At 68.9% G+C, this 23,459-nt stretch carries 20 protein-coding genes, 1 tRNA gene and 2 pseudogenes; 8 read left to right on the forward strand and 15 right to left on the reverse strand.

From position 1 onward, the window contains the following. Positions 1 to 20: 20 nt before the first annotated feature. Positions 21 to 1,295, reverse strand: coding sequence for an FAD-binding oxidoreductase (locus tag ACTJI8_RS05585; protein WP_440732388.1), 1,275 nt, complete (start codon positions 1,293 to 1,295; stop codon positions 21 to 23). Between the two features lie 77 nt (positions 1,296 to 1,372). Here ACTJI8_RS05585 and ACTJI8_RS05590 point away from each other — a divergent pair, with 77 nt between their 5' ends. Next, positions 1,373 to 2,107, forward strand: coding sequence for a response regulator transcription factor (locus ACTJI8_RS05590; RefSeq protein ID WP_440732389.1), 735 nt, complete (start codon positions 1,373 to 1,375; stop codon positions 2,105 to 2,107). Between the two features lie 72 nt (positions 2,108 to 2,179). Then, on the forward strand, positions 2,180 to 3,736 hold the full coding sequence (locus ACTJI8_RS05595; protein WP_440732390.1) for a sensor histidine kinase: 1,557 nt from the start codon (positions 2,180 to 2,182) through the stop codon (positions 3,734 to 3,736). A 66-nt stretch (positions 3,737 to 3,802) separates the two neighbouring features. Here ACTJI8_RS05595 and ACTJI8_RS05600 read toward each other — a convergent pair whose 3' ends face one another. From ACTJI8_RS05600 to ACTJI8_RS05625, 6 genes are all read right to left on the reverse strand, one after another. Continuing rightward, on the reverse strand, positions 3,803 to 5,320 hold the full coding sequence (locus ACTJI8_RS05600; protein WP_440732458.1) for an FAD-dependent oxidoreductase: 1,518 nt from the start codon (positions 5,318 to 5,320) through the stop codon (positions 3,803 to 3,805). 5 nt (positions 5,321 to 5,325) lie between these two features. Further along, on the reverse strand, positions 5,326 to 6,189 hold the full coding sequence (locus ACTJI8_RS05605; RefSeq protein ID WP_440732391.1) for an FAD:protein FMN transferase: 864 nt from the start codon (positions 6,187 to 6,189) through the stop codon (positions 5,326 to 5,328). Between the two features lie 82 nt (positions 6,190 to 6,271). Then, the gene (locus ACTJI8_RS05610; protein WP_440732392.1) at positions 6,272 to 6,754 is read right to left on the reverse strand and encodes an FMN-binding protein; all 483 of its coding nucleotides are present in this window, start codon (positions 6,752 to 6,754) and stop codon (positions 6,272 to 6,274) included. 68 nt (positions 6,755 to 6,822) lie between these two features. Next, positions 6,823 to 7,860: a ribose-phosphate diphosphokinase gene (locus ACTJI8_RS05615; protein ID WP_440732393.1), complete on the reverse strand. Its 1,038-nt coding sequence runs from the start codon at positions 7,858 to 7,860 to the stop codon at positions 6,823 to 6,825. Between the two features lie 9 nt (positions 7,861 to 7,869). Then, positions 7,870 to 9,297, reverse strand: a complete 1,428-nt coding sequence (gene glmU / locus ACTJI8_RS05620; protein ID WP_440732394.1) for a bifunctional UDP-N-acetylglucosamine diphosphorylase/glucosamine-1-phosphate N-acetyltransferase GlmU — start codon at positions 9,295 to 9,297, stop codon at positions 7,870 to 7,872. Position 9,298: 1 nt separating this feature from the next. Further along, positions 9,299 to 9,370, reverse strand: a tRNA-Gln gene (locus tag ACTJI8_RS05625). 88 nt (positions 9,371 to 9,458) lie between these two features. Between ACTJI8_RS05625 and ACTJI8_RS05630 the strand changes: the two are divergent. Further along, positions 9,459 to 9,980 (forward strand): annotated as a pseudogene (locus tag ACTJI8_RS05630) (GNAT family N-acetyltransferase); the annotation flags it as partial. Between the two features lie 7 nt (positions 9,981 to 9,987). Continuing rightward, positions 9,988 to 10,497, forward strand: a complete 510-nt coding sequence (locus tag ACTJI8_RS05635; protein WP_440732395.1) for a MarR family winged helix-turn-helix transcriptional regulator — start codon at positions 9,988 to 9,990, stop codon at positions 10,495 to 10,497. A 54-nt stretch (positions 10,498 to 10,551) separates the two neighbouring features. Here ACTJI8_RS05635 and ACTJI8_RS05640 read toward each other — a convergent pair whose 3' ends face one another. Next, positions 10,552 to 11,505 (reverse strand): aldo/keto reductase, encoded by a 954-nt coding sequence (locus tag ACTJI8_RS05640; RefSeq protein WP_440732396.1) that lies wholly within the window; start codon positions 11,503 to 11,505, stop codon positions 10,552 to 10,554. Between the two features lie 108 nt (positions 11,506 to 11,613). After that, positions 11,614 to 12,987 (reverse strand): DUF222 domain-containing protein, encoded by a 1,374-nt coding sequence (locus tag ACTJI8_RS05645; RefSeq protein ID WP_440732397.1) that lies wholly within the window; start codon positions 12,985 to 12,987, stop codon positions 11,614 to 11,616. Between the two features lie 171 nt (positions 12,988 to 13,158). On the opposite strand from ACTJI8_RS05645, the gene ACTJI8_RS05650 reads away from it, so the two are divergent. Then, the gene (locus tag ACTJI8_RS05650) at positions 13,159 to 14,121 is read left to right on the forward strand and encodes a pseudouridine synthase (RefSeq protein ID WP_440732398.1); all 963 of its coding nucleotides are present in this window, start codon (positions 13,159 to 13,161) and stop codon (positions 14,119 to 14,121) included. 4 nt (positions 14,122 to 14,125) lie between these two features. On the opposite strand, the gene ACTJI8_RS05655 is transcribed toward ACTJI8_RS05650, so the two are convergent. From ACTJI8_RS05655 to ACTJI8_RS05680, 6 genes and pseudogenes are all read right to left on the reverse strand, one after another. Continuing rightward, on the reverse strand, positions 14,126 to 14,785 hold the full coding sequence (locus ACTJI8_RS05655; RefSeq protein WP_440732399.1) for a methionine ABC transporter permease: 660 nt from the start codon (positions 14,783 to 14,785) through the stop codon (positions 14,126 to 14,128). Next, positions 14,785 to 15,858, reverse strand: coding sequence for a methionine ABC transporter ATP-binding protein (locus tag ACTJI8_RS05660; RefSeq protein ID WP_440732400.1), 1,074 nt, complete (start codon positions 15,856 to 15,858; stop codon positions 14,785 to 14,787). Before ACTJI8_RS05660 ends, ACTJI8_RS05655 begins: the two co-directional genes overlap by 1 nt. Before the next feature lie 122 nt (positions 15,859 to 15,980). Further along, the gene (locus ACTJI8_RS05665; RefSeq protein ID WP_440732401.1) at positions 15,981 to 16,892 is read right to left on the reverse strand and encodes a MetQ/NlpA family ABC transporter substrate-binding protein; all 912 of its coding nucleotides are present in this window, start codon (positions 16,890 to 16,892) and stop codon (positions 15,981 to 15,983) included. A gap of 71 nt (positions 16,893 to 16,963) precedes the next feature. Then, the gene (locus ACTJI8_RS05670) at positions 16,964 to 17,647 is read right to left on the reverse strand and encodes a DedA family protein (protein ID WP_440732402.1); all 684 of its coding nucleotides are present in this window, start codon (positions 17,645 to 17,647) and stop codon (positions 16,964 to 16,966) included. A 110-nt stretch (positions 17,648 to 17,757) separates the two neighbouring features. Beyond that, entirely contained in the window at positions 17,758 to 19,593 is a 1,836-nt protein-coding gene (locus tag ACTJI8_RS05675; RefSeq protein WP_440732403.1) for a Na+/H+ antiporter, read from the reverse strand. A 117-nt stretch (positions 19,594 to 19,710) separates the two neighbouring features. Further along, positions 19,711 to 20,199, reverse strand: a pseudogene (locus ACTJI8_RS05680) (ABC transporter ATP-binding protein); the annotation flags it as partial. A gap of 39 nt (positions 20,200 to 20,238) precedes the next feature. Between ACTJI8_RS05680 and ACTJI8_RS05685 the strand changes: the two are divergent. The 3 genes from ACTJI8_RS05685 (at position 20,239) to ACTJI8_RS05695 (ending at position 23,375) form a co-directional block, all read left to right on the forward strand. Further along, positions 20,239 to 21,825 (forward strand): recombinase family protein, encoded by a 1,587-nt coding sequence (locus ACTJI8_RS05685; RefSeq protein WP_440732404.1) that lies wholly within the window; start codon positions 20,239 to 20,241, stop codon positions 21,823 to 21,825. A 144-nt stretch (positions 21,826 to 21,969) separates the two neighbouring features. Further along, the gene (locus tag ACTJI8_RS05690; protein ID WP_440732405.1) at positions 21,970 to 22,527 is read left to right on the forward strand and encodes a type IV toxin-antitoxin system AbiEi family antitoxin domain-containing protein; all 558 of its coding nucleotides are present in this window, start codon (positions 21,970 to 21,972) and stop codon (positions 22,525 to 22,527) included. Then, complete coding sequence (locus ACTJI8_RS05695) at positions 22,425 to 23,375, forward strand: nucleotidyl transferase AbiEii/AbiGii toxin family protein (RefSeq protein WP_440732406.1); 951 nt, start codon at positions 22,425 to 22,427, stop codon at positions 23,373 to 23,375. The genes ACTJI8_RS05690 and ACTJI8_RS05695 overlap by 103 nt, the downstream gene beginning before the upstream one ends. Positions 23,376 to 23,459: the final 84 nt, after the last annotated feature.

The following is a 23,459-nucleotide window of genomic DNA, read 5'->3' on the forward strand; positions in this document are numbered from 1 at the left end:
CGAGGCCGACGGCGGGACCGTCAGTCCGCCGGCGGGATGTTGTGATTGCCTGCGAACACGTTCTGCGGATCCCACTGCGCCTTCAGCACGCGCAGACGCGTCCATGCCTCCGGGGTGTAGAACACGCGGGGATCGGGGTTGGACGCCGGGTCCGCGAAGTTCGTGTACGCGGAGAGCCGGCCCTGCGCGATGGCGGCCAGCTCGGACCGCACCGCCTCGCGCTCCGCGTCGTCGAGCATGCCGGGGATGTCGAAGGCGACCGCCATCACGAACCAGGTGGCGGAGCGGGCAGGGAACGCCGTCGTCTCCTCTGCGACATCTCCGAACGCCCCGCCCAGCGAGCGCAGGAACACGACCGACACCGCGTGACCGCGCCGGAAGGCCACCAGTCGCTCGATGAGGGCGTCGTCGAGCACGGTGAACAGCCCGTTCATCGACAGCATCGGCGGTGTGGGCTCATCGACGTCGTGCGGCATAGTGTTCAGCGCATCGCCGTAAGCCGTGCGGACGACCTCTCCGCGGACGCCGTCGACGGCGACGATCGGCCGTAGGGCTTCGTCGAGCGCCTCCTGATCGGTGCCGGCCCAGGTCACGGCCAGCCGTGCGCCCGCGGGGGCGCTCGGATCCATCGCCGGGACGTCCATATACGTCACTGTGAGCGCCCGCGGAGCGGACTCGAGGGCATCGCGCACCGTCCGCAGCAGCGCGGTCTGGTCCCCATCGACGGCCAGTTCGCCCGCCAGGACGCCGTCGAGCGGCGCCGCGGCGAAGTCGAGCCGCGTCACCACACCGAAGTTCCCGCCCCCGCCGCGGATGGCCCAGAACAGATCGGCGTTCTCGGAGGCCGAGACCTCGCGCACCACTCCATCCGCCGTCACGAGCTGCGCCCCGCGGAGCTGGTCGATCGCGAGCCCTCGGTCGCGCACCAGCAGGCCGATGCCGCCGCCGACGATCAGCCCGCCCACCCCGACGCTGGCAGTGTCGCCCGAGCTGATGGCGACTCCGTGCGGCGCGAGCGCCGCTGCGACCTCGCCCCACAACGCGCCGGCGCCGACCCGGACCATCCTGCCCTCGCCGGAATCCTCCCCGACCTCGATCGACGACAACCTCCGCAGATCGATGGTGAGGTCCGCGGGCCGGGGCTTCCAGAACCCATGGCCCCCGGTGCGCACGGTCAGTCCCCTGCCCTCGTCGACCGCACGGCGCACCGCGGCGGCGACTTCTTCGGCATCGACAGGGTGCAGGATCTCGGGCTGGTTCGCGGCGGAGGAGGACGATGCGCTGAGTGAGCTCATGCCTGCGACGCTACGCGGCGGATCCGACATTCCAAAGCTCATAGGCGGCCCATAGGAAATTGAGGAGAATGGATCCCATGAACGATCACGCCACTGAGCTGCGCCGCCCCGATGGCTCTCCCCTGCGGATCCTCGCGGTCGACGACGAGCCGATGCTCACCGACCTCCTCGCCATGGCCCTGCGGATGGAGGGCTGGGAGGTGCGCACCGCCGGATCAGGACTCGAAGCGCTCCAGGTCGCCCGCGACTTCGGCCCCGACGCGCTGGTCCTCGACGTCATGATGCCCGACCTGGACGGGCTCGGCGTCCTCAAGCGCCTGCGCGAGCAGGGCAACATGGTGCCCGTCGTGTTCCTCACCGCCAAGGATGCGGTGAGCGACCGGATCGCGGGGCTCACCGCCGGCGGCGACGACTACGTCACCAAGCCGTTCAGTCTGGAGGAGGTCGTCGCGCGGCTGCGCGCGGTGATCCGCCGCTCGGGCGGCGCGACCACCGATGCCAGCGACTCGATCCTGCAGGTCGGCGATCTCACGCTCAACGAGGACAGCCACGAGGTCGTCCGCGGCGGCGACGAGATCGAGCTCACGGCCACCGAGTTCGAGCTGCTGCGCTTCCTGATGCGCAACGAGCGCCGCGTGCTCTCCAAGGCGCAGATCCTGGATCGGGTGTGGAGCTACGACTTCGGCGGGCGCTCCAGCGTCGTCGAGCTGTACATCTCGTACTTGCGCAAGAAGCTGGACGCAGGACGCGAGGTGGCGCTGATCCACACCGTGCGCGGCGTCGGCTACATGATCAAGGCGCCGCAGCAGTAAGAGCCGCAGCAGTAGGCAAGGCACCGCAGCGGCAGGACCGACTGCCCCGCGCACGAAGAAGGCACATCCTCGATGAATCCGTTCCGCACCCGACCCCGTGGTCCGCTGTCCCTGCAGACACGGCTGATGGCGGCGGTGACCGGTTTCGTCTCGCTCATCCTCGTGGTGATCGCGATCACGACGAGCGTGGTGCTCGGGAACGTGCTCAACGGCCGGCTGCAGGATGAACTGGCGACGACCGCGAAGAGCATCGGCGGCATCGCCCGGCAGCCGGCCGTGATCGGCCATTTCGTCCCCGACGCCGCAGACCTCGTGGTCGGGCCGACGGGCGTCCCCAACGGCACGCTCGTCATCGTGGTCTCGCAGAGCGGGTCAGCGACAGGCACAGTGGTCACGTCCGATCGGGTCGCACAAGACCTCACCGCCCTGCAGATCCATCAGGTCGTCACCGCGCTCTCGGAGGGACGCTACGCGGAGGATCTCTCCCAGCTCGGCGACTATCAGTTCGTGCATCAGCCCGTGCCGGCTACGGGCCCCACGCAGTTCGAGGTGATCACGGGCCTGCCCCGCGCGTCCACGGAAGCGCAGATCACGACGCTGTTCTCCATGATCGCGCTCACCACGATCGGCGGACTGATCCTGCTCGCGCTGTCCACCGCGATCACGATCCGGGTCGCGCTGCGGCCTCTGCGCGAGGTCGCCGCGACCGCGAACAGGGTCGCCAATCTGCCACTGGACCGCGGTGACGTGTCGATCACGGAGCGCGTGCCCGCCGCGGAAGCCGATCCGCGCACCGAGACCGGACTCGTCGGATCCGCGCTGAACACCCTCCTCGACCACGTCGACGCCTCGCTCGCGGTGCGTCAGCGCAACGAGGAGCGGATGCGGCAGTTCGTCGCGGACGCGAGCCACGAGCTGCGCACGCCGTTGTCCTCGATCCGCGGGTACTCGGAGCTGTCGCTGCGCGCGTTGTCGAAATCGGACGCGCCTGAGGATCCCGCCACCGCCTCCGCACACACCGCCCTGGAGCGCATCCAGGCGCAGTCGCTGCGGATGACGAGCCTGGTCGAGGACCTGCTGCTGCTCGCCCGCCTCGAAGAAGGCAGGGAGCTCTCCCTCTCCACCGTCGACCTCTCCCGGCTCGCGATCGAGGGCGTCGAGGATGCGCGCCCCACCGCACCGGACCACGAGTGGGCGATCGACGTGCCGGAGGAACCCGTCGAGCTCATCGGCGACACCGGCCGGCTGCAGCAGGTCGTCACGAACCTGCTCGCGAACGCGCGCACGCACACCCCGGCCGGCACGCACATCACGATCGAGGTGGCGGAGGAGACGTCCGAGGTCGTGCTCCGAGTCCGCGACGACGGACCCGGCATCGACCCCGCGGTGCGCGATGAACTGTTCAGCCGCTTCGCGCGCGGTGATCGCTCCCGCAACCGGGCCACCGGCGGATCCGGCCTCGGACTGTCGATCACGAAGGCGATCGTCGACGGCCACGGCGGCACGATCTCGGTCCAGAGCGAACCGGGCGCGACGGTGTTCACGGTGCACCTGCCGAAGGTCCCGCAGCCGGCATCGACGGCCGCAGCGGGCAGCCACCAGATCGGGCGCACTCTCGGCGGACGCTGAGCCGAGCCGATTCCTCGGCTCGTCGGACGCTACGAGCCGGACGGGTCCGGCCCGGCCCCTCCGAGCTCAGTATCCCGCGAAGGCGTCGGTCGTCACCCGGCGAGCGCCGCGCAGCGCGGGGGCGAGCTGCGCGATGAGCCGTGGCGGACCGGACACATAGGCATGCCGGTGCGCCAGATCCGGCACCAGGGTCCGCAGCAGCGCCGCATCCAGCCGCGCCCCGCCGGCCCATTCCGCACCCGACGGCAAGGCGCCGGGGTCGTCGGGCGTGACCACCACGATCCGCGCACCGAACCCGCCGAGCTCCTGCAGGTACGCGCACTCCGCGGCCGAGGAGGCGACGAGCACGAGCACGGCGTCCGCCCTCTGCTGCGCGCCGAGCTGCGCCACGAACGGCGTCACGCCGATGCCGGCAGCGATGAGGAGCACCGGGGCGTCACCGGCGGGCAGCACGAAATCGCCCCACACGCCGGTCGCGGTGAGCACGTCGTCCGGCTGCACGGCGGCGAGAGCGCGCTTGTAACTCGAGCCCGGCTCCGCCTCGCGATATGCGATGCGGACGTACGGCAGCTCGGCCGGCGTGGAGACGATGCTGAACTCACGGCGCGTGCCCCGGCTGTCCGGACGGCGATGCGGCACCTGCAGCTCCAGGTACTGCCCCGGTGCGAACCGGAACGGGCGCCGCGCCCGGAAGGTCAGCTCGTGCACGGTGGGCGTGACCGCGCGCCGGCGCACGAGCGAGAGCCGGATCCCGGCACGGGCGACGAGCACCGCCGCGAGGAGGTTGCCGACCAGCAACGCGCGCTCCTGACCGAGCGTGATGATCCCGAGGCTGATCGGCCAGCCGGCGAGCGCTCCCACGACCGTCGCGACCGACAGCTGCTGCCACCGACGAGACGGCAGGGTCAGCGGCTCGGAGAGCATGAAGGCGCCCAGGAACAGCACCGGCGACTGCAGCAGCACCGACGTCGCCAGCGCTCCGGGCTCGACCGCGAGCCCGGCTGCCGCGGACTGCACGGAGAACCGCACGATCGACACGACCGCGTACACGACGACGAAGAGCAGCACGACCCGGATCCGCTCGGTGCGCCACAGCACGAGCAGTCCGAGCACGATCACGGGGATCGCCATCGCCGGAGTTCCGACCCACCAGGCCGAGAATCCGAGGCCGGTGACCGTGAGCACCGTCGCGCCGACGGCCGCCGGATTGAACAGGTGCCTCCCCCGCCACACCAGCAGGTACTTGGAGGCTGCCGCGATCACGCCCGCGAGCGCGATACCGCCGACCTGGTCGGGGTTCGCGCCCGGCTGCACGACGAACAGCAGGATGAGCGCGGTGATCAACGACGACTCGACACGACGCGGGGCCCGCACCAGCGCCTGGCCGACCGCGTCCGCGCAGAGGGTCGCCAGCATCAGCAGCGCCAGCGTGGCGAGGATGTCGAGCGGCGTGGAGGAGATCGCGCCGACCGTCGACAGGATCACGGCGATCGCGGCGAGCACCAGCAGCGCGTACAGCGTGAGCCGGTACATCGACAGCCGCCCGAGCCGCGCGACCACGCGCTGCCGCCCGCCGATCAGCATCGCCTTCACACGAACACCTCCATCCGGTTCCCCGCCGACCATTCGACCGCTCCATCCGTGGTCATCCGCACCCATTCCACACCGCACCGCGCGGCGAACTCGGCACCGCCGTCGAAGAACAGCGCCGTGGCGACCGCATCCGCGACCATCGCGTGGGCGGCGATGACCCAGGTCGCAGCGTAAGTGCGCACCGGTTCCCCGGTTCGCGCATCCAGCACGTGGTGCAGCCCACTGCGCTCCCCCGGCCACGCCCGTCTGTTCACGGCGGACCCGCACAGGGCCGCGTCCGAGATCGTGGCGACGCCGATCGCGCTCGTGGCGTCGAACGGATGCTCCAGCCCCACGCGGATCGACGCGCCGCTCACCCGCAGGTCACCCCCGGCGTCAGTCAGGCGTTCGACATGCCCGAGGGTTCCGAGCAGGTCGTGCACGACGTCGACGATCCGGCCCTTGCCGATCGCACCGACATCGATGAGGTCGGGTTCGCGAAGCTCGAGGGCGCCATCATCCCACGCGAGCCGGTCCATCCAGTCCACGGGGGCCGGCCGCGCGCCCCGGTCACGGAACGAGTACGTGGCGTCGTAGCCGCGCGACGCGAGGCTGTCTCCGATGAGGGGCTGGACGGCGCCGTCCGTCGCCAGCGACAGCTCCCGGTACAGATCGAGCATCGCCGCCGCATCCGGTGGCGCCGGCACCTCCTGAGGTTCGCCGGCGAGGGCCGTGACGAGCGAGTCGGCGCGAAAGCGCGACCAGGTGTGGTCGAAGTCGTCGATCGTCTCGCGCACGGCGTCGCGCTCGCCTTCGGGAAGAGGATTCGCCGTGCCGATCTCCCAGATCGTCCCGATCGCGTCGAAACGCCAGATGTCCATCAGCGTGCGTCCCCCGCGCGCAGTGGTCGACGGCCCGAGGGCGGGAAGGTGCACACCGCCGGCACGGGCCGGGTTCCCACCCCTAGCCCTTGGCTTCGGTGCGGATGGTGGCCAGCGCCTGATTGAAACCCTTGCTGGTCAGTGAGGACCCGGAGACCCGGCTGACGGAGATGTCGTCGAGCTTCTTGCCGACGACCTGTGCGGCTATCCCGCCGATGAACTGCGACTGGTAGTGCTTCGTCTCCGACGCCTGGGGATCGCCGGTGACCTCGACCTTCGTGACCGTGTCCTGGGAGACCGTGAGGTCGACCGTGATCTTCTCCACCGTCTCCGGGGTCTGATAGGAGCCGTCGGCCGTGTAGGTGCCGTCCTTGTACGTCGAGCCGGAATCGGCCGCGGACGCGGTGCTCGTCGCGGACGGTGCAGCATCCGCGCTCGTCTGCGGCGCGGGCGTCTCCGTCGTGGTCTCCGCGGAGGACGACTCGGCCGCGCATCCCGCCAGCAGGAGCGTTCCGGCGATGCCGACGAGAGCGGATCCGTGACGTACTGAAGGAGAGAGCTTCATGGGATCCAGCTTCCGCAACCCTCCTATGCGCCGCCTTTGAGATGACGCTGTGCCTCGTGAAGCCGGTGTCAGGCGGCGCCGTCGAACATGCTCGTGACGGATCCGTCCTCGAAGACCTGACGGATCGCGGTCGCCAGCAGCGGCGCGATCGGCAGGATGCGCAGGCCCGGGAACCGTCGCGATGCGGACAGCGGGATCGTGTCGGTGACGACGACCTCGTCGATCGCGGAGTCCTGCAGGCGCTCGCTGGCCGGATCCGAGAAGATCGCGTGGGTCGCGGCGACGATCACCTTGCGGGCGCCGTTGGCCTTGAGCGCCTGTGCCGCCTTCACGATCGTGCCGCCGGTGTCGATCATGTCGTCGACGAGGAGGCAGGTGCGTCCGTCCACGGTGCCGACGATCTCGTGGACCGAGACCTGGTTGGCGACCTTGGGGTCACGGCGCTTGTGGATGATCGCGAGCGGGGCGTCGAGGCTGTCCGACCAGGTGTCGGCGACGCGCACACGGCCCATATCCGGCGAGACGATGGTGAGCGTGGCGCGGTCCTCGGCCGTGAGCGTCTCCTCGAAGTGCTGGAGGAGGACGGGCTTGGCGAAGAGGTGGTCGACAGGGCCGTCGAAGAAGCCCTGGATCTGCGCGGCGTGCAGGTCGACGCTCATGACCCGGTCGGCACCGGCGACCTTGAGCATGTCGGCGACGAGGCGGGCCGAGATCGGCTCACGGCCGCGACCCTTCTTGTCCTGACGTGCGTACGGGTAGTACGGCGCGACGACGGTGATGCGCTTGGCCGACGCGCGCTTGGCGGCGTCGAGCATGATGAGCGTCTCCATGAGCCACTCGTTGATCGGCTCGCCGAAGGACTGGATGATGAACAGGTCGCAGCCGCGGATCGACACCTCGAAGCGGGCGTAGAGCTCACCGGAGGCGAAGGTGCGGTGCTCGACCGGTGCGATCTCGGTGCCGAGCGCGGCGGCGACCGCCGAGACCAGCTCGGGATGCGAGCGACCTCCGGCGACGACGAGTCGCTTCTTGGTCTTGGCGACCAGTCCTGGCGCGATGTCGTTCTCGCGATCCAGCTCGACCGTCGTGTTCTTCTTGCGCCCCATCGGACCCGCCTATTCCGCCGAATCGGCACGCGCCGCGTCTGCGGCGGCCGTGCCTGCCCTGTTCTTCTCGACCCACCCCTCGATATTGCGCTGGGGTGCGACACTCATGGCGAGTGCACCGGCGGGGACGTCCTTGCGGACGACGGCGCCGGCGCCGGTCTTCGCGCCGGCACCCAGCCTAACGGGCGCGACGAGCACCGTGTGCGAGCCGGTGTGCACCTCGTCCCCGATCTCGGTGCGGTGCTTGTTCACATCGTCGTAGTTCGCCGTGATCGTCGACGCCCCGAGGTTCACGCCGCGGCCGACCGTGGCATCGCCGACGTAGGAGAGATGCGGCACCTTCGAACCGTCGCCGATCTGCGCGTTCTTGGTCTCGACATAGGCGCCGATCTTGCCCTCCGCACCGAGCGTGGTGCCCGCGCGCAGGAACGAGAACGGGCCGACGGTCGCGCCGGCGCCGATCACGGCGAGCGTCGCCTCGGAGCGTCGCACGGTCGCGTCCTCCCCGACCTCGGTGCTGACGAGCGTGGTGTCGGGGCCGATGATCGCGCCGCTCGCCACCGTGCTGGCGCGCAGGATGTGCGTGTTGGGCAGGATCGTGACATCGGGAGCCAGGGTGACGTCGTCGTCGATCCAGGTCGTCGCCGGATCCTGGATCGTGACGCCCTCGCGCTGCCAGCGGCGCACGATGCGGTCGTTCAACGTGCGCGCGGCTTCGGCGAGCTGAATCCGGTCGTTGATGCCGAACGTCGCGGCCGTGTCTGCGGCGATCTCTACGGCCACCTTCTCATCGCGCTCGCGCAGCAGTCCGATCACGGTGGTCAGGTACATCTCGCCCTGCGCGTTGTCGGTGGTGACCTTCGCGAGCTCGGCGCGGAGCAGATCCGCACGGAACACGTACACGCCGGCGTTGATCTCGCGTGTGGCCTTCTCCGCCTCGTCGGCGTCTTTCTGCTCGACGATGCGGGCGACATCGCCGGCGGCGTCGCGGATGATGCGGCCGTAGCCGTTCGGGTCGTCGACGATCGCGCTCAGCACGGTCGCCGCGGCCGCAGCGGCGCGATGCCCGTCGATGAGTCCCTGCAGCGTCGCGGCCTCGAGCAGCGGCACATCGCCGGAGAGCACGAGCACGTCGCCGTCGAAGCCCGCAGGCAGCGCATCGAGGGCGACCTGCACGGCACGCCCGGTGCCGGGGATCTCGTCCTGGTCGACGATGACCGCCTCCGGGTGCTCCGCGGCCAGCGCCTCGACCACCTGGTCGCGCTCATGGCGCACGACCACCTCGACCGTGTCCGCTCCCAGCCGCGAGGCCGTGGCGAGCACGTGGCCGACCAGCGTGCGTCCGGCGATCGGGTGCAGCACCTTCGGGAGGCGGGACTTCATGCGCGTGCCCTGGCCTGCGGCGAGGACGACGATGGCGAGTGCGTTCTGCGTCATGCTCCGCCGCCAGGATTCGAACCTGGACCCCACAGCTCCAAAGGCTGGGGTGCTGCCGTTACACCACGGCGGACCGCGGTCGCCGGGCGCCCGCTTCTCAATTCTGCCATGCGCCGTCTGCGTGATCCGGCCGGAACCCGTCGGCAACATCCTCGCAACGTCGTTGCGCGACGCTTGGGGTCATGACGATCCGCATCGCTCGCGTGCACGCTGCGACGCCCGACCTCGAGGCGTTCCTGGGCGACCATCTCCGCGACATGCAGGCGACCGCGCCGCCGGAGAGCCGGCATGCCCTGGACATCTCGCGCCTGCTCTCGCCGCGCGTGCGCCTGTTCGCCGCGACGGTGGACGGCGCGCTGGTCGGCACCGGGGCGCTCGCCGAGCTCGAGCCGGGTCACGAGGAGCTGAAGTCCATGCGCACCTCGCCCCAGATGAGCGGCCGGGGTGTCGGATCCGTGATGCTGGCGGCCCTGCTCTGCGACGCGCGCGATCGCGGGATCGAACGCGTGTCGCTGGAGACCGGTGCGAGCGACTTCTTCTGGGCCGCGCACCGGCTGTACACGAAGGCCGGTTTCGACGAGTGCGAGCCGTTCGGCTCCTACGTCGAGGATCCGCACAGCATCTTCCTCACGGTGCGGGTCGCACCACGACCGGCCATGAGCAACCGCTCCGGGCCGGGATAATGGACGGATGAACATCGGCGATCCATCCGCAGGCGACGAGGTCGACCGGATCGTCGCGGCGTGGAACACGCAGCGGCCCGATCTCGACTTCTCGCCGCTCGAGGTGCTCTCGCGGGTCGATCGCCTCTCGCGGCTGCTCGATCGCGCGCGCCGCGACGTGTTCCGCCGCAGCGATCTCGAGCCATGGGAGTGGGATGTGCTTTCCGCGCTGCGCCGTGCGGGCGCCCCGTTCCAGCTCAGCCCGAAGCAACTGTTGCAGCAGACCCTGGTCTCGAGCGGCACCATGACGAACCGCATCGACCGTCTCGTCGGCCGCCGTCTCGTGCGCCGCGAGGCGGATCCCGGTGACGGCCGCAGCGTGCTGGTCACCCTCACCGACGACGGCCGGGTGCGCGTGGATGCCGCGATCACGCGTCTGGTGGACGCCGAGGCGACGCTGCTCTCTGCGCTCTCCCGCAGCGATCGCGAGCGGCTCGCGGCGCTGCTGCGCAAGCTCAGCCTGAGCTTCGACGCCTGACCGCGTTCACCCCTGCGGCGGTACATCCCGCCGCAGGGGTAATCGCCTTCGCCGTCAGACCCGCGTCGGCGTCCACTCCGAGACGTCGCTGAGGCGGGCGACCTCCTCGGCGGAGAGCTCCAGCCGCCCGCCCGTGAGCAGGTCAGCGACCTGTTCGGCCGTGCGCGCGCTGGCGATCGGGGCGGCCACGGTCGGCTGCGCCCGCAGCCACGCGAGCGCGGTCGCGGCGATCGAGGCGCCGTGCGCATCGCCGATCTCCTCGAGCGCGTCGATGATGCGCAGTCCGTGCTCCGTCGCAAACTTCGCCGCCTCGGAGGCGCGGGGCGAGGACTGTCCGGTCGCATCGGTCGAACGGTACTTGCCCGTGAGGAACCCACTCGCGAGCGCGTAGTACGGGATGAGGCTCAGCCCGAACTCGGTCGCCAGCGGAACGATGGTCTCCTCGACCTCGTTGCGGTGCACGAGGTTGTAATGCGGCTGCACAGCGACCGGCAGTGCGACGCCGGTCGATCGGGCGATCCGGATCCATTCGCGGATCCGGTCGGCAGAATAGTTCGACACCGCGATGTTGCGGACCAGGCCGTCCGTCACCAGCCGACCGAAGGCCGCCACGGTCTCCTCGAGAGGCACGCTCTCATCGTCGAAATGCGCGTAGTACAGGTCGATCGCGTCCACGCCGAGCCGATCGAGCGAGGCCTCCGCGGCGCGGCGCACGTTCGCCGCCGACAGACCACGGAACTGCGGGTGCTGGCTCACCTTCGTCGCGACCACGACGCCCTCCGGACGGCGCGAGGCGAGCCACTCCCCGATGATCGTCTCGCTCTCCCCGCCCTGGTTGCCCTCCACCCACGCGCTGTACACGTCGGCCGTGTCGATGAAGTCGCCGCCGCCTGCCACGAAGGCATCCAGAACGGCGAAGGACGCGTCGCGATCGGCGGTCCAGCCGAACACGTTGCCGCCGAGCGAGAGCGGGAAGACGGAGAGGTCACTGGATCCGATGCGAGTCATGCTCGGGGCAACCGATCGGCCGCGGAGAGTATTTCCATGTGACGCCGGATGACCCTCGCACGCCCGGGCACCGGCGGAAGGGCCTCGCTCGTCGAGCAGCGCGTCGCTCTAGAAGGGCGGTGGGTCGTTCGTTCGGAAACCGGTCGGGGTGATGACCTGGACGGTGTGGTTCTCGCGGGTGCGGTAGATCATCCGGGTGCGATGTCGTCGGACGTGATCGGCGGGGCACAACGGTCGCAGGTTGGCGATGTCGGTGGGGCCGCCTCGGGACCACGGGTGGTCGTGGTCGAGGTCGGCGTCGAGGGCGAGGCGGTCGCAGCCGTCCCTCGCGCAGGTCCCGTGCTGCAGGACCAGCCAGTCACGTTGCGCTTTCGTGGGTCGGTAGGTGCGCCGATCCATGTCCAAGACGATGCCGTGGACGGGGTCGGTGATCACGCGCCGGAATCCGGTCGCGTCCAGGAACGCCTGCCGGGCGGTGGCCGGGTCGATCGGACCGTGACCGACCAGCTGCGCCTCCGTCGCCGACGCGACCGGGTTGCCCGCCGGACTCAGCGAAGAGGCAGCGCTCGCCGTGGTGGCGGCGACGCCCGTGGCGACACCGAATGCGGATCCGGGCATCGCACCGGTGACGAGTCCGATGGGGACGGTCACGAACACCGTCGTCTTCGCAGCCTGCTCAGTACCGACGCCGAGCATCCAGTCGCACAGCAGGTCCGCACGAACCTGATCCCTCGTGCGGCCCTCCCGGCGGTCCTTCTGGAGGTGTTTCGCGGTCGAGGTGAGGCGTCGCTTGATCGCAACCGCCTTCACCGTCGGGATCAGGGCTGTCAACCAGGACATCCCGTCACCGGCGTCTTCCACGACCACCCGCCGGTCCACCATCCCGCGGGCATGTTTGCGCTCGGGCGGGGTGGGGTCGAGCCGGTCGGTGAGGATCGTCACTCGCCGTCGGAACGTGCTGATGGGCAGGTGCAACGCCCACCTCGACGCGGTCTCATCGATCAACGCGATCGCATCCGCCGCGTACTGCCGGACAGTCGGGTCGGCGCCGATCGGAGCCTGCAACCGCAACACCGCCGACACCGCGGCCTCCACGAACCGCAGGGACACGAACCCGTCCCGGGCGTGCTCCCACAACAACGGCAGGCACTCCGCCGCGGTCGACGCGGTGCATTCCAGTGAGCGGGCCTCGTTCTCCGAGATCTGCAACCGCACCGCCACATCGAAGAACACCGACCGGCGGGCATGATCCGCATCATCCGGATGCTCCCCGACCGTATAGATCTCAGGGTGTCGGCGAGCCAGCTCCACGACCTCCACGACCCGCTCCGCACGCTGCGCGGCCCGCTGGTTGATCGCGACGTCATCCTCTTGCAGACCATCCAGGATCCGCGCCGCGACGAACGCCTCATCCACCACGACCACCGCAGGAGCATCGGCAACAGCCAGCTCCTCAAGCGGTTCAACAGTGGTAGGTTTCATCCCCCGAGTCTAGCACTTATGTTCGAAAATGAGAAGAGGCGGGATCCAGAGAAGTCCCGAGAGAATCACGGCGATTACCGCCTGCCATCCGACGACCGCACTCGTCGGTGACGCCCGCCCGCGCGAGGCGCCGGACGGACTCACTACCCATCTAGGCTGGACGGAATGGGCATGGCATCTCCTCTCCCCGTCCGCGACGGCGTGGGCGCGACCCGGCTTCGCGTGCCGTCGGAGGGGCCGTGGCCCACCGTCGGCGCCTTCATGGCCGAGCGCTTCTTCCACCTCGACCCGGAGCGTCTGCTCAGCCGCTTCGACCGCGGCGAGATCGTCGCCATCGACGGCTCGCCACTCACCCGTGACACCGCGCTCGGCGTGCACGACTTCGTCTGGTACTACCGGGAGCCGGCGGTCGAGAAGCACATCCCGTTCGATGTCGAGATCCTGCATCAGGACGAGGATCTGGTCGTCGTGGACAAACCGCATTTCCTGCCGACCACGCCGGGGGGCAAATACCTGCAGAACTCGGCCCTGGTGCGCTTGCGCAATGCACTCGGCATCCCCGAGCTCACGCCGATCCACCGTCTCGACCGGGCGACGGCGGGCGTGCTGATGTTCTCTGCGCGGCCGGTCACCCGCGGCGCATACCAGCTGCTGTTCGAGAACCGCCACGTCGAGAAGGTCTACGAGGCCGTCTCCCTGCTGCCCGATGGGTGGGATCCGCGGGCACCGGCCCTCGGCGGATCCGCGTTTCCGCTCGTGCACCGCAACCACATCGAGAAGCTGCGCGGACACGTCTGCGTGCAGGTGGATCCGGATCGCGAACCGAATGCGGAGACCCTCGTGGAACTGCTCGGGTTCGACGACCGCGTGCTGCACACCCTGCTGCGCCCGCACTCGGGACGCATGCACCAGCTGCGCGTCCATCTCGCCGAGCTCGGCGCCGGAATCCTCCACGACGCGTTCTACCCCGAGCTGCTGCCCGAGCAGCCGGACGACTTCGACCGCCCGCTGCAGCTGCTCGCTCGCGAACTGCGCTTCACGGATCCGCTGACCGGCGCCCCCCGCGAGTTCCGCACCCGACGCACGCTGCAGGACGCGCCGGCCGAGGCTGACAGCCCACGACCGCGCCCCTGACGGTTCAGCGCCGCATGATCCGACGCGCGAGCCAGGTGCCGAAGGTCTGCACGAGGTGCACGAACACGACGATCAGGATGATCGCAGCCCACATCACCACCGGCTCGAACTGACGGAAGCCGTAGACCTGGGCGAAGGCGCCGAGGCCGCCGCCGCCGACCAGTCCCGCCATCGCCGTCATGTCGATGAGCGCGACCACGATGAAGGTGTAGCCGAGGATCAGGGGACCGAGCGCCTCGGGCATGGCGACCGTGAACAGGATCCGCCAGGGACCCGCGCCCATCGCTCGCGCGGCCTCGATCACGCCGGGCGACACCGACACGAGATGCTGTTCGACGATGCGGCCGATCGCGAACGACGCGGCGACACCGATCGCGAACGCGCCGGCGTTGATGCCGATACCCGTGCCGATGACGATTCGGGTGAACGGCTGGAGTACCGCGATGAAGATCACGAAAGGGATCGGGCGGATGAAGTTCACCAGGAACGAGATCAGGATGCTCACCGGGCGGTTGGGCAGCAGTCCCCCGGGACGGGTGACATACAAGCCGATGCCGATCAGCGTGCCGATCACGCCCGCCATCGCGAGCGCGAACGTGGTCATGTACAGCGTCTCGAGCGCCGCCTGCCAGAAGTCCGGCAGCAGTTCGATGAGTCGATCCATCAGCGCACACCGCCTTCGCTCGACGTCGTTCCCGCCGGGGCATCGGATCCGATCTCGGTCACGGTCGCGTGCCCGCGGATCTTCTCCAGCGTCGTGTCGATCGCCGCATCCGCCCCGCGGATCGCGAGCGTGAGGTGCCCGAATGCGCGGCCGCGGATGTCGTTGATGCCGCCGTAGACCAGCTCGAACCCGAGACCCGCCGCAGCCAGGTCGAGGAACACCTGCGCCTGCGAGGAGTCGCCGTCGCGGAACGAGAACGTGACGAGGCGACCGTCGTGACGCGCCTGCAGCGACGCCTGCTCCGCGGGACTCGGCACGCCCTTGATCACGGTCCCGACGAAGCGCTGGGAGGCCGGATCCTGCGGGTTCGAGAAGACCTCGAACACGTCGCCCTGCTCGACGACGCGACCGTTCTCCATGACGGCGACCTTGGTGGCGAGGGTCTGGATCACATCCATCTCATGCGTGATGACGACGATCGTCACGCCCTGCTCGCGGTTCACTCGGGCGAGCAGTTCGAGCACCTCGTGCGTGGTCTGCGGATCCAGCGCGCTGGTCGCCTCGTCCGCGAGCAGGATCGCCGGCCGAGTGGCGAGGGCGCGCGCGATGCCCACGCGCTGCTTCTGACCGCCGGACAGCTGCTCGGGGAACGCCCTCGCCTTGTCCGAGAGACCGACGAACGCGAGCAGCTCTGTCACGCGCGCCTCGATGTCGGCTTTGGCCCAGCCCGCGAGCTTGAGCGGATAGGCGATATTGGCCTTGACCGTCTTGGCGGAGAACAGGTTGAACTGCTGGAAGATCATGCCGATGCCGCCGCGCACCTTGCGCAGCTCTCGCTCGGAGAGGGTCGTGATGTCGACGCCGTCGACCACCAGGTGACCGCTCGTGGTCGGCTCGAGGGCGTTGATCAGCCGCACCAGGGTGGACTTGCCCGCACCGGAGTATCCGATGATTCCGAACACGTCGCCCTGGGCGATCTCGAGGGTCACGTCATCGACCGCGACGACAGGGGCGCCGTCACGCGCGGTCGTCGGATAGGTCTTGGTGACGCCCTGCAGGCTCACGATCGGCATGTGTTCTCCGGTTTCGGTTCTGCGTCCGGGTCTGTCGGACGCGGAATCGGGCGACGCCGGTGCGCATCGCCCGATTCCCTTCGCGGACGGCGGGTTCATCTCCGCCGCGGTGCGACCTGGGCTCAGCCCTTGTGGGTCTTGACGTCGCCCTCGACCTTGGTGAGGGTCTTCTGCAGCTCGGCCGCGTCGACCTTCAGCGGCACCCCGGTGTCACCGGAGGCCTTGGCGAGGCCCGCCTGCACGGCCTTGTCGGTCTGGAAGATCTCGACGAGCTTCTTGTAGGTCGCGTTGTCCTTCTCCTTGGCCGGCGCCGCGAAGATGTTCACGTACGGCAGCGCGTTGGGATCCTTCGGGTCGTCCTGCGCGATCGCGTCCTTGAACGTGAGTCCCGCGTCCTTGACGAAGTCGTTGTTGATGATCGCGGCGGCCACGTCCGGCAGCGACGTCGGGATCAGCGCCGCCTCGAGCGCGGTGACCTTGACCTTCGACTTCGCGGTGTCGACATCGGCGAGGTCGGAGAAGATCGAACCGCCGCTCTTGAGCGTGATGAGGCCGGCCGACTGCAGCACGAGCAGACCGCGCGCCTGGTTGGAGGCGTCATCGGGTACCGCGACGGTCTCGCCTGCGGGGATCTCCTTCACGCTCTTGTACTTCTTCGAGTACAGGCCGAGCGGGTAGATCGCGGTGGATCCGATCGGCTGCAGGTCCTTGCCCGACTTCACGTTGTACTGCGCGAGGTAGACGATGTGCTGGAACTGGTTGAGGTCGATCTCGCCCTCGGTCAGCGCCGGGTTCGGCTGCTCGTAGGAGCCGAAGTCCACGAGCTCGACGGTGATGCCCTCCTTCTTGGCCGCGTCGACGAACGCGGGCCACTGCGGGTCGCTCTTGCCGACGACGCCGACCTTGACGGGCTTGCCGGCTTCCGCGGTGGGGTCGGATCCGGCACCCGATGCGGATGAGCAGCCGACGAGGGAGATGACGAGCGCGGCGGCCGCGGTGGCGGCGGCGAGCGCGGTGGTGAGCTTGCGGGACATGGCTGTGAGTTCCTCTCTTGGGGGACTCCACCACGCTACGAGGGGCGTCGAGCGCCCTCCGAATCGACCTGTCACATGGCGTCACAGCTCGACGTCTGCACCGCGGTCACCAGTTCGTGCTCGGCCGTGGAGCGGGAAGCGGGCACCATCGCACGCCGGCTGCGCGCTCGACGGATCAGCCGGGCACCGAGGTCGATCAGCAGGCCGATCACGATCGACAGCACGATGCCGACCCCCGCCGCAAGCAGGGGCGAATGCCCGAGCCACGCCGAGGCGACGGTCGCGATCACCGCGCTGAGCGCGACCCAGCCCACGGCCGCGACGAGGGACAGCGGCAGGAAGCGGCGGTACGGCAGCCTGGTCGCCCCTGCCGTCATGTTCACCGCGACCCGCCCGACCGGGATGTAACGCGCGACGAGCAAGTAGATCGCGGGGCGGGTGGCGAGGCTCTCCCCCGCCCAGTCCAGCGCCGACCGCACGCGGCGGTGGCGCATCCACGCCCACCGCTCGGTGCCGACACGTCGACCGATCGCATACGCGGCGCTGTCGCCGGCCGCTGCGCCCACGCCTGCCGCGAGCAGGACCAGAATCGCCGTCGGCATGGCCGCAGGGCCTGTCGCGAACGCCAGCGACAGAGCGCCGACGACCACGGTCTCGCTCGGGACGGGCGGGAAGAATCCGTCCAGGAAGCAGAACAGCAGGATCAGGATCGGCGTCCACGGGGTGAGGAGGAAAGTGCTCAGGAGGTCGGCCATTCCCTCACGGTAGGTCGGTGCAGCGTCCGGCCGCGTCCCTCTGCAGAGTGATCCCGGCGCGTCCGCCTGCTACCGGAGTACGACGTGTCGGTGCGCGGGCTCTGCCGCCCTCAGTCGAAGTCCTCGAGACCCTGCAGGCGCAGCTGCTCGAGGTCGAGGCGTGCGGAGATCCGTCGCACCACGAGATCATCGACCGTCCCCGAACGACGCAGCCCCAGCAGCACCTCACGCTTGCGGTCCAGCAGCGCCAGCTTGAGGCGCGTGAACTCCTCGTGGCGCACGAGCGGCGAGCGCTGCATGAGGTCGACATCCTCGGACGTCGCGATCATCTGCAGCGTCGCGCCCTCGATGAGCGTGCGGCGCGGGGCGGATCCGCTCGTGGCACCCGGATCGCCGGCGTCGACCGGCTCCCCGCCGATGCCGTCGGATCCGATCCCGTCGGACGAGGTGACCTCGCCCCCGCCGGCCTCCGCCTCCGGCTCGGTCCCCGCGGCGAGCGGGTCGGGCTGCCCGAGCATCTCGTCGAGCGCCTTGACCTCGGCGTCCACGAGCGCCTGCTCCCGCGCGAGCGTGCGCGCGTTCGTGTACTCGAGCATCTGGTAGCCCTCGAACCGGATCCGATCGCGCACCTCGTCGCTGACATCGTGCCGCACGGCGAGGTCGTCCAGAGCCGAGAGCGCCGCGCCCGAGATCGTGCGTTCGGCGAGCTCGTACTCCTCGACCTCGCCCTGATCGGCCGGAATCCGCGCCCAGCGCACGATCGCCGGCAGCAGCGTGCCCTGCACGAGAAGACTCAGCAGGATGACGCCGGCCGTCACGAACACGATCTCGTCGCGGCCGTCCAGCTCTCCGCCGGCCACGGCGCCCGCGGGCACCGAGAGCGCGATCGCGAGCGAGACCGCCCCGCGCATGCCTGCGAACGTGCTCAGCACGCGCGAGCGCGCCCTGACGCCACGGGGCGGACGGGGGCCGCTGCGCTGATAGAACGGCACACTGAGCAGCTGGAACAGATAGCGCACCACCAGCAGCGCAACCCAGACCACGAGCGTGACGAGCACCAGGCGCCCGATCGCGCCCGCCGAGATCTGGTGCACGACGTACTGCACCTCGAGACCGATCAGCACGAACAGCGCGCCGTTGAGCAGGAACACCCCGAACGGCCAGGCGGACTCCGCCTGCCGCCGCGACTGCGCCGTGGTCACGGTCGGCGACACGTAGGCGATGATCACCCCTGCGACCACCACGGCGAGCACCCCCGAGGCGCCGATCAGCTCCGCCAGGAGGAACGCGACGAACGGGATCAGCAGCAGCGTGGTGTTGATCACGATCGTGGATGCGATCGCGCGCAGCAGGAAGTATCCGAGTGCGGCGACCGCCATGCCGGCCGCGATGCCGCCGGCGTAGGAGACGACGACCGACCACGTCACGCTGAGCGGGTCGATGTGCCCGCCGACCGCGAGCGAGATCCCGATCGCGTAGAGCACGAGGGCCGTGCCGTCGTTGGTGAGGCTCTCGGCCTTGAGCTTCATGAACATGCGCCGCGGCAGCAGCCGGCCGAGTGCCGCAACCGCCGTGGCGTCGGGCGGTGCGACCGCCGCGCCCAGGATCAGTGCGGTCTCCCAGGGCAACCCGAACAGCAGTCCGATCCCCGCGACGGCGAAGGCGGAGGCCACCACGAGCAGCGTGCTCATCGGAAGGATGTAGCGGAAGTCGCGACGGATCGCCCGGAGCGACGTGGTCAGGCTCTCCCAGAACAGCATCACCGGCAGGAACAGCAGCAGCACGGTCTCCGGCGGCAGCTGGATCTCACGCAGCGCCGGGATGAAGCCCAGCGCGAGGCCGAGGATGACGAGAACGAGCGGCAGCGCGAGTCGCAGACGCGGCGCGAGCAGGGCGCCGCTCAGGATCGTGAGCCCCAGCAGGACCGTGACTTCGAGACCTTCCATGCGCCGTCTCCTTCACCAGGCCGTGGACCGCGGGCGCCATCCGTTCAGAGCACAGCGCCGCATGCCTCCACGGTATTCCCGGTGCACGCGCGCAGGACAGTCCCGGAGCGGATCCGATCAGTCCAGCTGCTCGGTGAGCTCGAACCAGCGCAACTCCAGCTCTTCGACCTCAGCCTCCTGAGCGGAGATCTCCTTCATCTTCTCGCCGAGGCCGGCGTAGTCGGACTGGTCGTGGTCGGCGAGGGCATGCTTGGCCTTGTCGATCTGCGCGGCGAGCTTCTGCATACGTCGTTCGAGCGCCGTCACCTCCTTCTCCGCAGCACGGCGATCGGCACCGCTCAGCGCCGGCTCTGCGACCGACGCGGGCTCGGATCCTGTCCCCGGCGCCTTCGGATGGCTCTGCTCGAGCGCCCGCAGCCGCAGGTACTCGTCCACCCCGCCCGGCAGGTGGCGCAGGCGCCGGTCCAGGATCGCGTACTGCTGATCGGTCACGCGCTCCAGGAAGTAGCGGTCGTGGCTCACGACGAGCAGCGTGCCGGGCCAGGAGTCGAGGAGGTCCTCGATGGCGGCCAGCATGTCGGTGTCCATGTCGTTCGTGGGCTCGTCCCATGTTCAAACGGCAGAGAAACCGAAGGTCCCTACCTAATGAACATGCAGCCCACGATCCCAACCACCTATGGTCCCACCGGTGCCACCCTCGGTTCCAGCCTCGATGCTCTCCTGTACGGCCGAGCATCCAAGGACCGCAAGAAGCTCATGCGGTCCATCGGTGATCAGCTTGAAGAGTGCAAGAGCTGGTGCGCTCCTCTGAACTGGAACGTCGCCAAGATCATCACCGACGCGGACCGCTCCGCATCGCAGTGGCGCCGTCGCGAACGCGAGGGATGGGAGGAGGCGATTGAACTCATCGAGTCCGGCAAGTACGGTGCGTTCGTGACATGGGAACCATCCCGAGCGGGCCGCGATATGGAGATCTACGTGCAACTCCGCAAGGCCTGCCAGAAGGCCGGTGTGCTTTACATGACGCATGGCCGCGTGTACGACTTCGCACGCTCCGACGACGCCTTCATGATCGGGTTCGAGTTCCTCCGCGCAGAGGCAGATGCGAACAACATGCGCGAACGGCAGCTGCGCACCGCGAAGCTTAACGCCGAGCGCGGTCGGCCGCACGGTCGTCTCTCCTTCGGATACCGCCGCGTCTACGACGAGCACACTGGGGTACTGCTCCGGCAAGAGCCCGACCCTCACAGAGGCGAGCTGGTGACGATGATGGCTCGCGAGGTCCTCGCCGGCACGTCTCCATTCAAGGTGGCGAACATGCTGCAGGACTTGGGTGAGCCGCTCCCTCAAGGTCCACGGGAGGGACACCTCGATCGCGGCTGGGGGTCTCTCACGGTCAAGCAGATCCTTAGTAACCCCGCCATCGCCGGCAAGCGCGTCTACCGAGGCAAGGTCATCGGCGACGCCGGCTGGGAGCCTCTAGTCAGCGAGGAGGACTTCACTCGCCTTCAGAAGATCCTCTACGATCCCGCTCGCCGGGTCCATCACCACGACGGCGTCACCCCCAAATCACTGCTTGCCTGCATCGCGACTTGCCACTACTGCGGGCGTGCTCTGGTGCGGACAACGAACAAGAACAGAAGTTCTACCGGGGGTCCAAGGGTGGCGAGATACCACTGCAGGTTCCGCGGGTGCTACAAGGTGATGATCGCCTCGGGCTGGTTGGATCAGTTCGTCGAGGCGACTGTCGTTGCATGGCTGGGCACTCCAGAGAATGTGGCAGTTCTGGCCGCTGGAGACGACGACTGGGCACAGCGTTCCGCCCAGGCCGAACTGCGCCTCGTCGAGCTCCAAGAACGGCTGGACGAAGCGACCGATCAGTTCACAGCCGGCGCCATCAGTGCGAGTGTCCTGGCGCGAATCGAGTCCACTCTGCGACCACAGATCGAGGAGGCCCAGCGCGACGCCATGCCGACAATCATCGACGAAGGCGTGCGTACGGTGATGTCCGCCGAGGACGTGCAAGCCGCTTGGGACGGAATCGATCTGCAAGAGAAGCGGCGGATCGTGAAGCTTCTCTTCGAAATCCGCATCATGCAGGCACCCAGACGTGGCCCGAACAACGTGCAACCGGAGCGAGTCGTGATCTCACCCCGGGTCACAGACCGGGGCCGGATGGTCGAGTTCAGCAATGACGAGGTCATCGCCACGCAGCCCACTGCCGCCGCTTGAAACGATCATTCATCTTGAGTCGCCGGGCCATCACCAACTGATGCTCCGGCGGCACATTGCGGCACGATGTACGTGCGAGACGAACCGTCTACAGCTATCCTTATCTGTAGACGGTTCGTGCCACTAGATCAGGAGGTGGGAGACATGCCGGCGTTGACTCCGAACATCGCGCACCAGGACGGGCTCTCTCGCAGCGGTCTCTATCGCGCCGCGCAGGAGGGTAAGTACGAACGGATCGCTCGAGGGATCTACCTCCCCGCCGACGCCTCCGCAACCGACTGGGACTGGCTGGAAGCATCGACGCGACGTGCCGATGCGACGATCTGCCTGACGTCCGCGCTCGCCCACCACGACCTGACGGACACGATCCCTGACGCACTCGATGTTGCGATCCCTCGGGGCGCCCGCATCCCGGCGACGACCTCGGCCATTGCCTGGCACTCCTTCGACCGCGCCACGTTCGACATCGGACGTGACACGATCGCCATTCCGGGTGGCGATCATACGATCGGGCTCTACTCGCCGGAGCGGTCGATCGCGGATGCGTTCCGGCTACGTGGCGAGCTCGGCTACGAGCTCGCCCGGGACGCGTTGAAGGAGTGGCTGCGGCGCGGCGGAAAGCCGACGCGCTTGATCGAGATCGCCACGCAGCTGCCGCGCACAAAATCTCCGGTCCTCCAAGCGCTGGATGCGCTCGCATGACCAACGGAAATGCGGTCTATCGGAGCATCCAGTCGGCGGCACGGTCCGCCGCGGATAGGAACGGCATTGCCGCCCCGACGCAGGAGTACTTGATCCGGCACCTGTTGGAGTCGTTCCTGGACCGGCTGACCAGCACCGTCCACGCGGACGACTTCGTTCTCAAGGGCGGCATCCTCCTCGCTGCCTACGGGGTTCGCCGCGCAACGAAGGATGCCGACGCGAACGCGATCAACGCCGATGTCACCGCCGAACATATCGCCGATGTGGTCCGCGATATCGCGTCCGTGGACGCGGACGACGGTGTTGTGTTCGACATCGCGACGATCAGCGTGCAAGAGATCCGGGAGCAGGCCGACTATCCCGGACTCCGGGTTCGCGTGAAAGCCAGCATCGGCCCGTGGACCGGGACCGCCGCGTGGGACGTGTCGACCGGCGACCCGATCATCCCCGCTCCGCGAATGGTGCGTATTGAACGGATCCTGGGCGCCCCGATTGAGCTAATCGGCTATGCCCCGGAGACGACCATCGCGGAGAAAGGCGTCACCATCCTCGAACGGGGCATCGCGAGCACGCGGTGGCGGGACTACGTCGACATCGTCCAGCTCGCCCGGCAGGGCTTCGACGCCGACGAACTACTGCAATCGGCCCGCGCGGTCGCCCGCTACCGAGGCGTCAGACTCGAGCCGATCGCCCCGCATCTGGTCGGATACGGGGCGATCGGACAGGCGAAGTGGGCGGCATGGAGGCGCAAGGAGAAGCTCGAGGCTTTGTCCGCGGAGGATCTCGAGGAGCAGATGTCTGCCGTCGCGGCTGTCCTCGACCCGATCTTCGCCCTCGGCCCCGCCTAGGACTGAGGCGACGGTCGAGTCCCGTCCGGGGTGGGATGGTCGCCGCTCAAGAGCGCCGTTCTCACGAGTGCGGCCTGTTCTCGA

Origin of the sequence: Microbacterium sp. 22303 (assembly GCF_052045265.1) — a bacterium.
Lineage (GTDB): Bacteria > Actinomycetota > Actinomycetes > Actinomycetales > Microbacteriaceae > Microbacterium.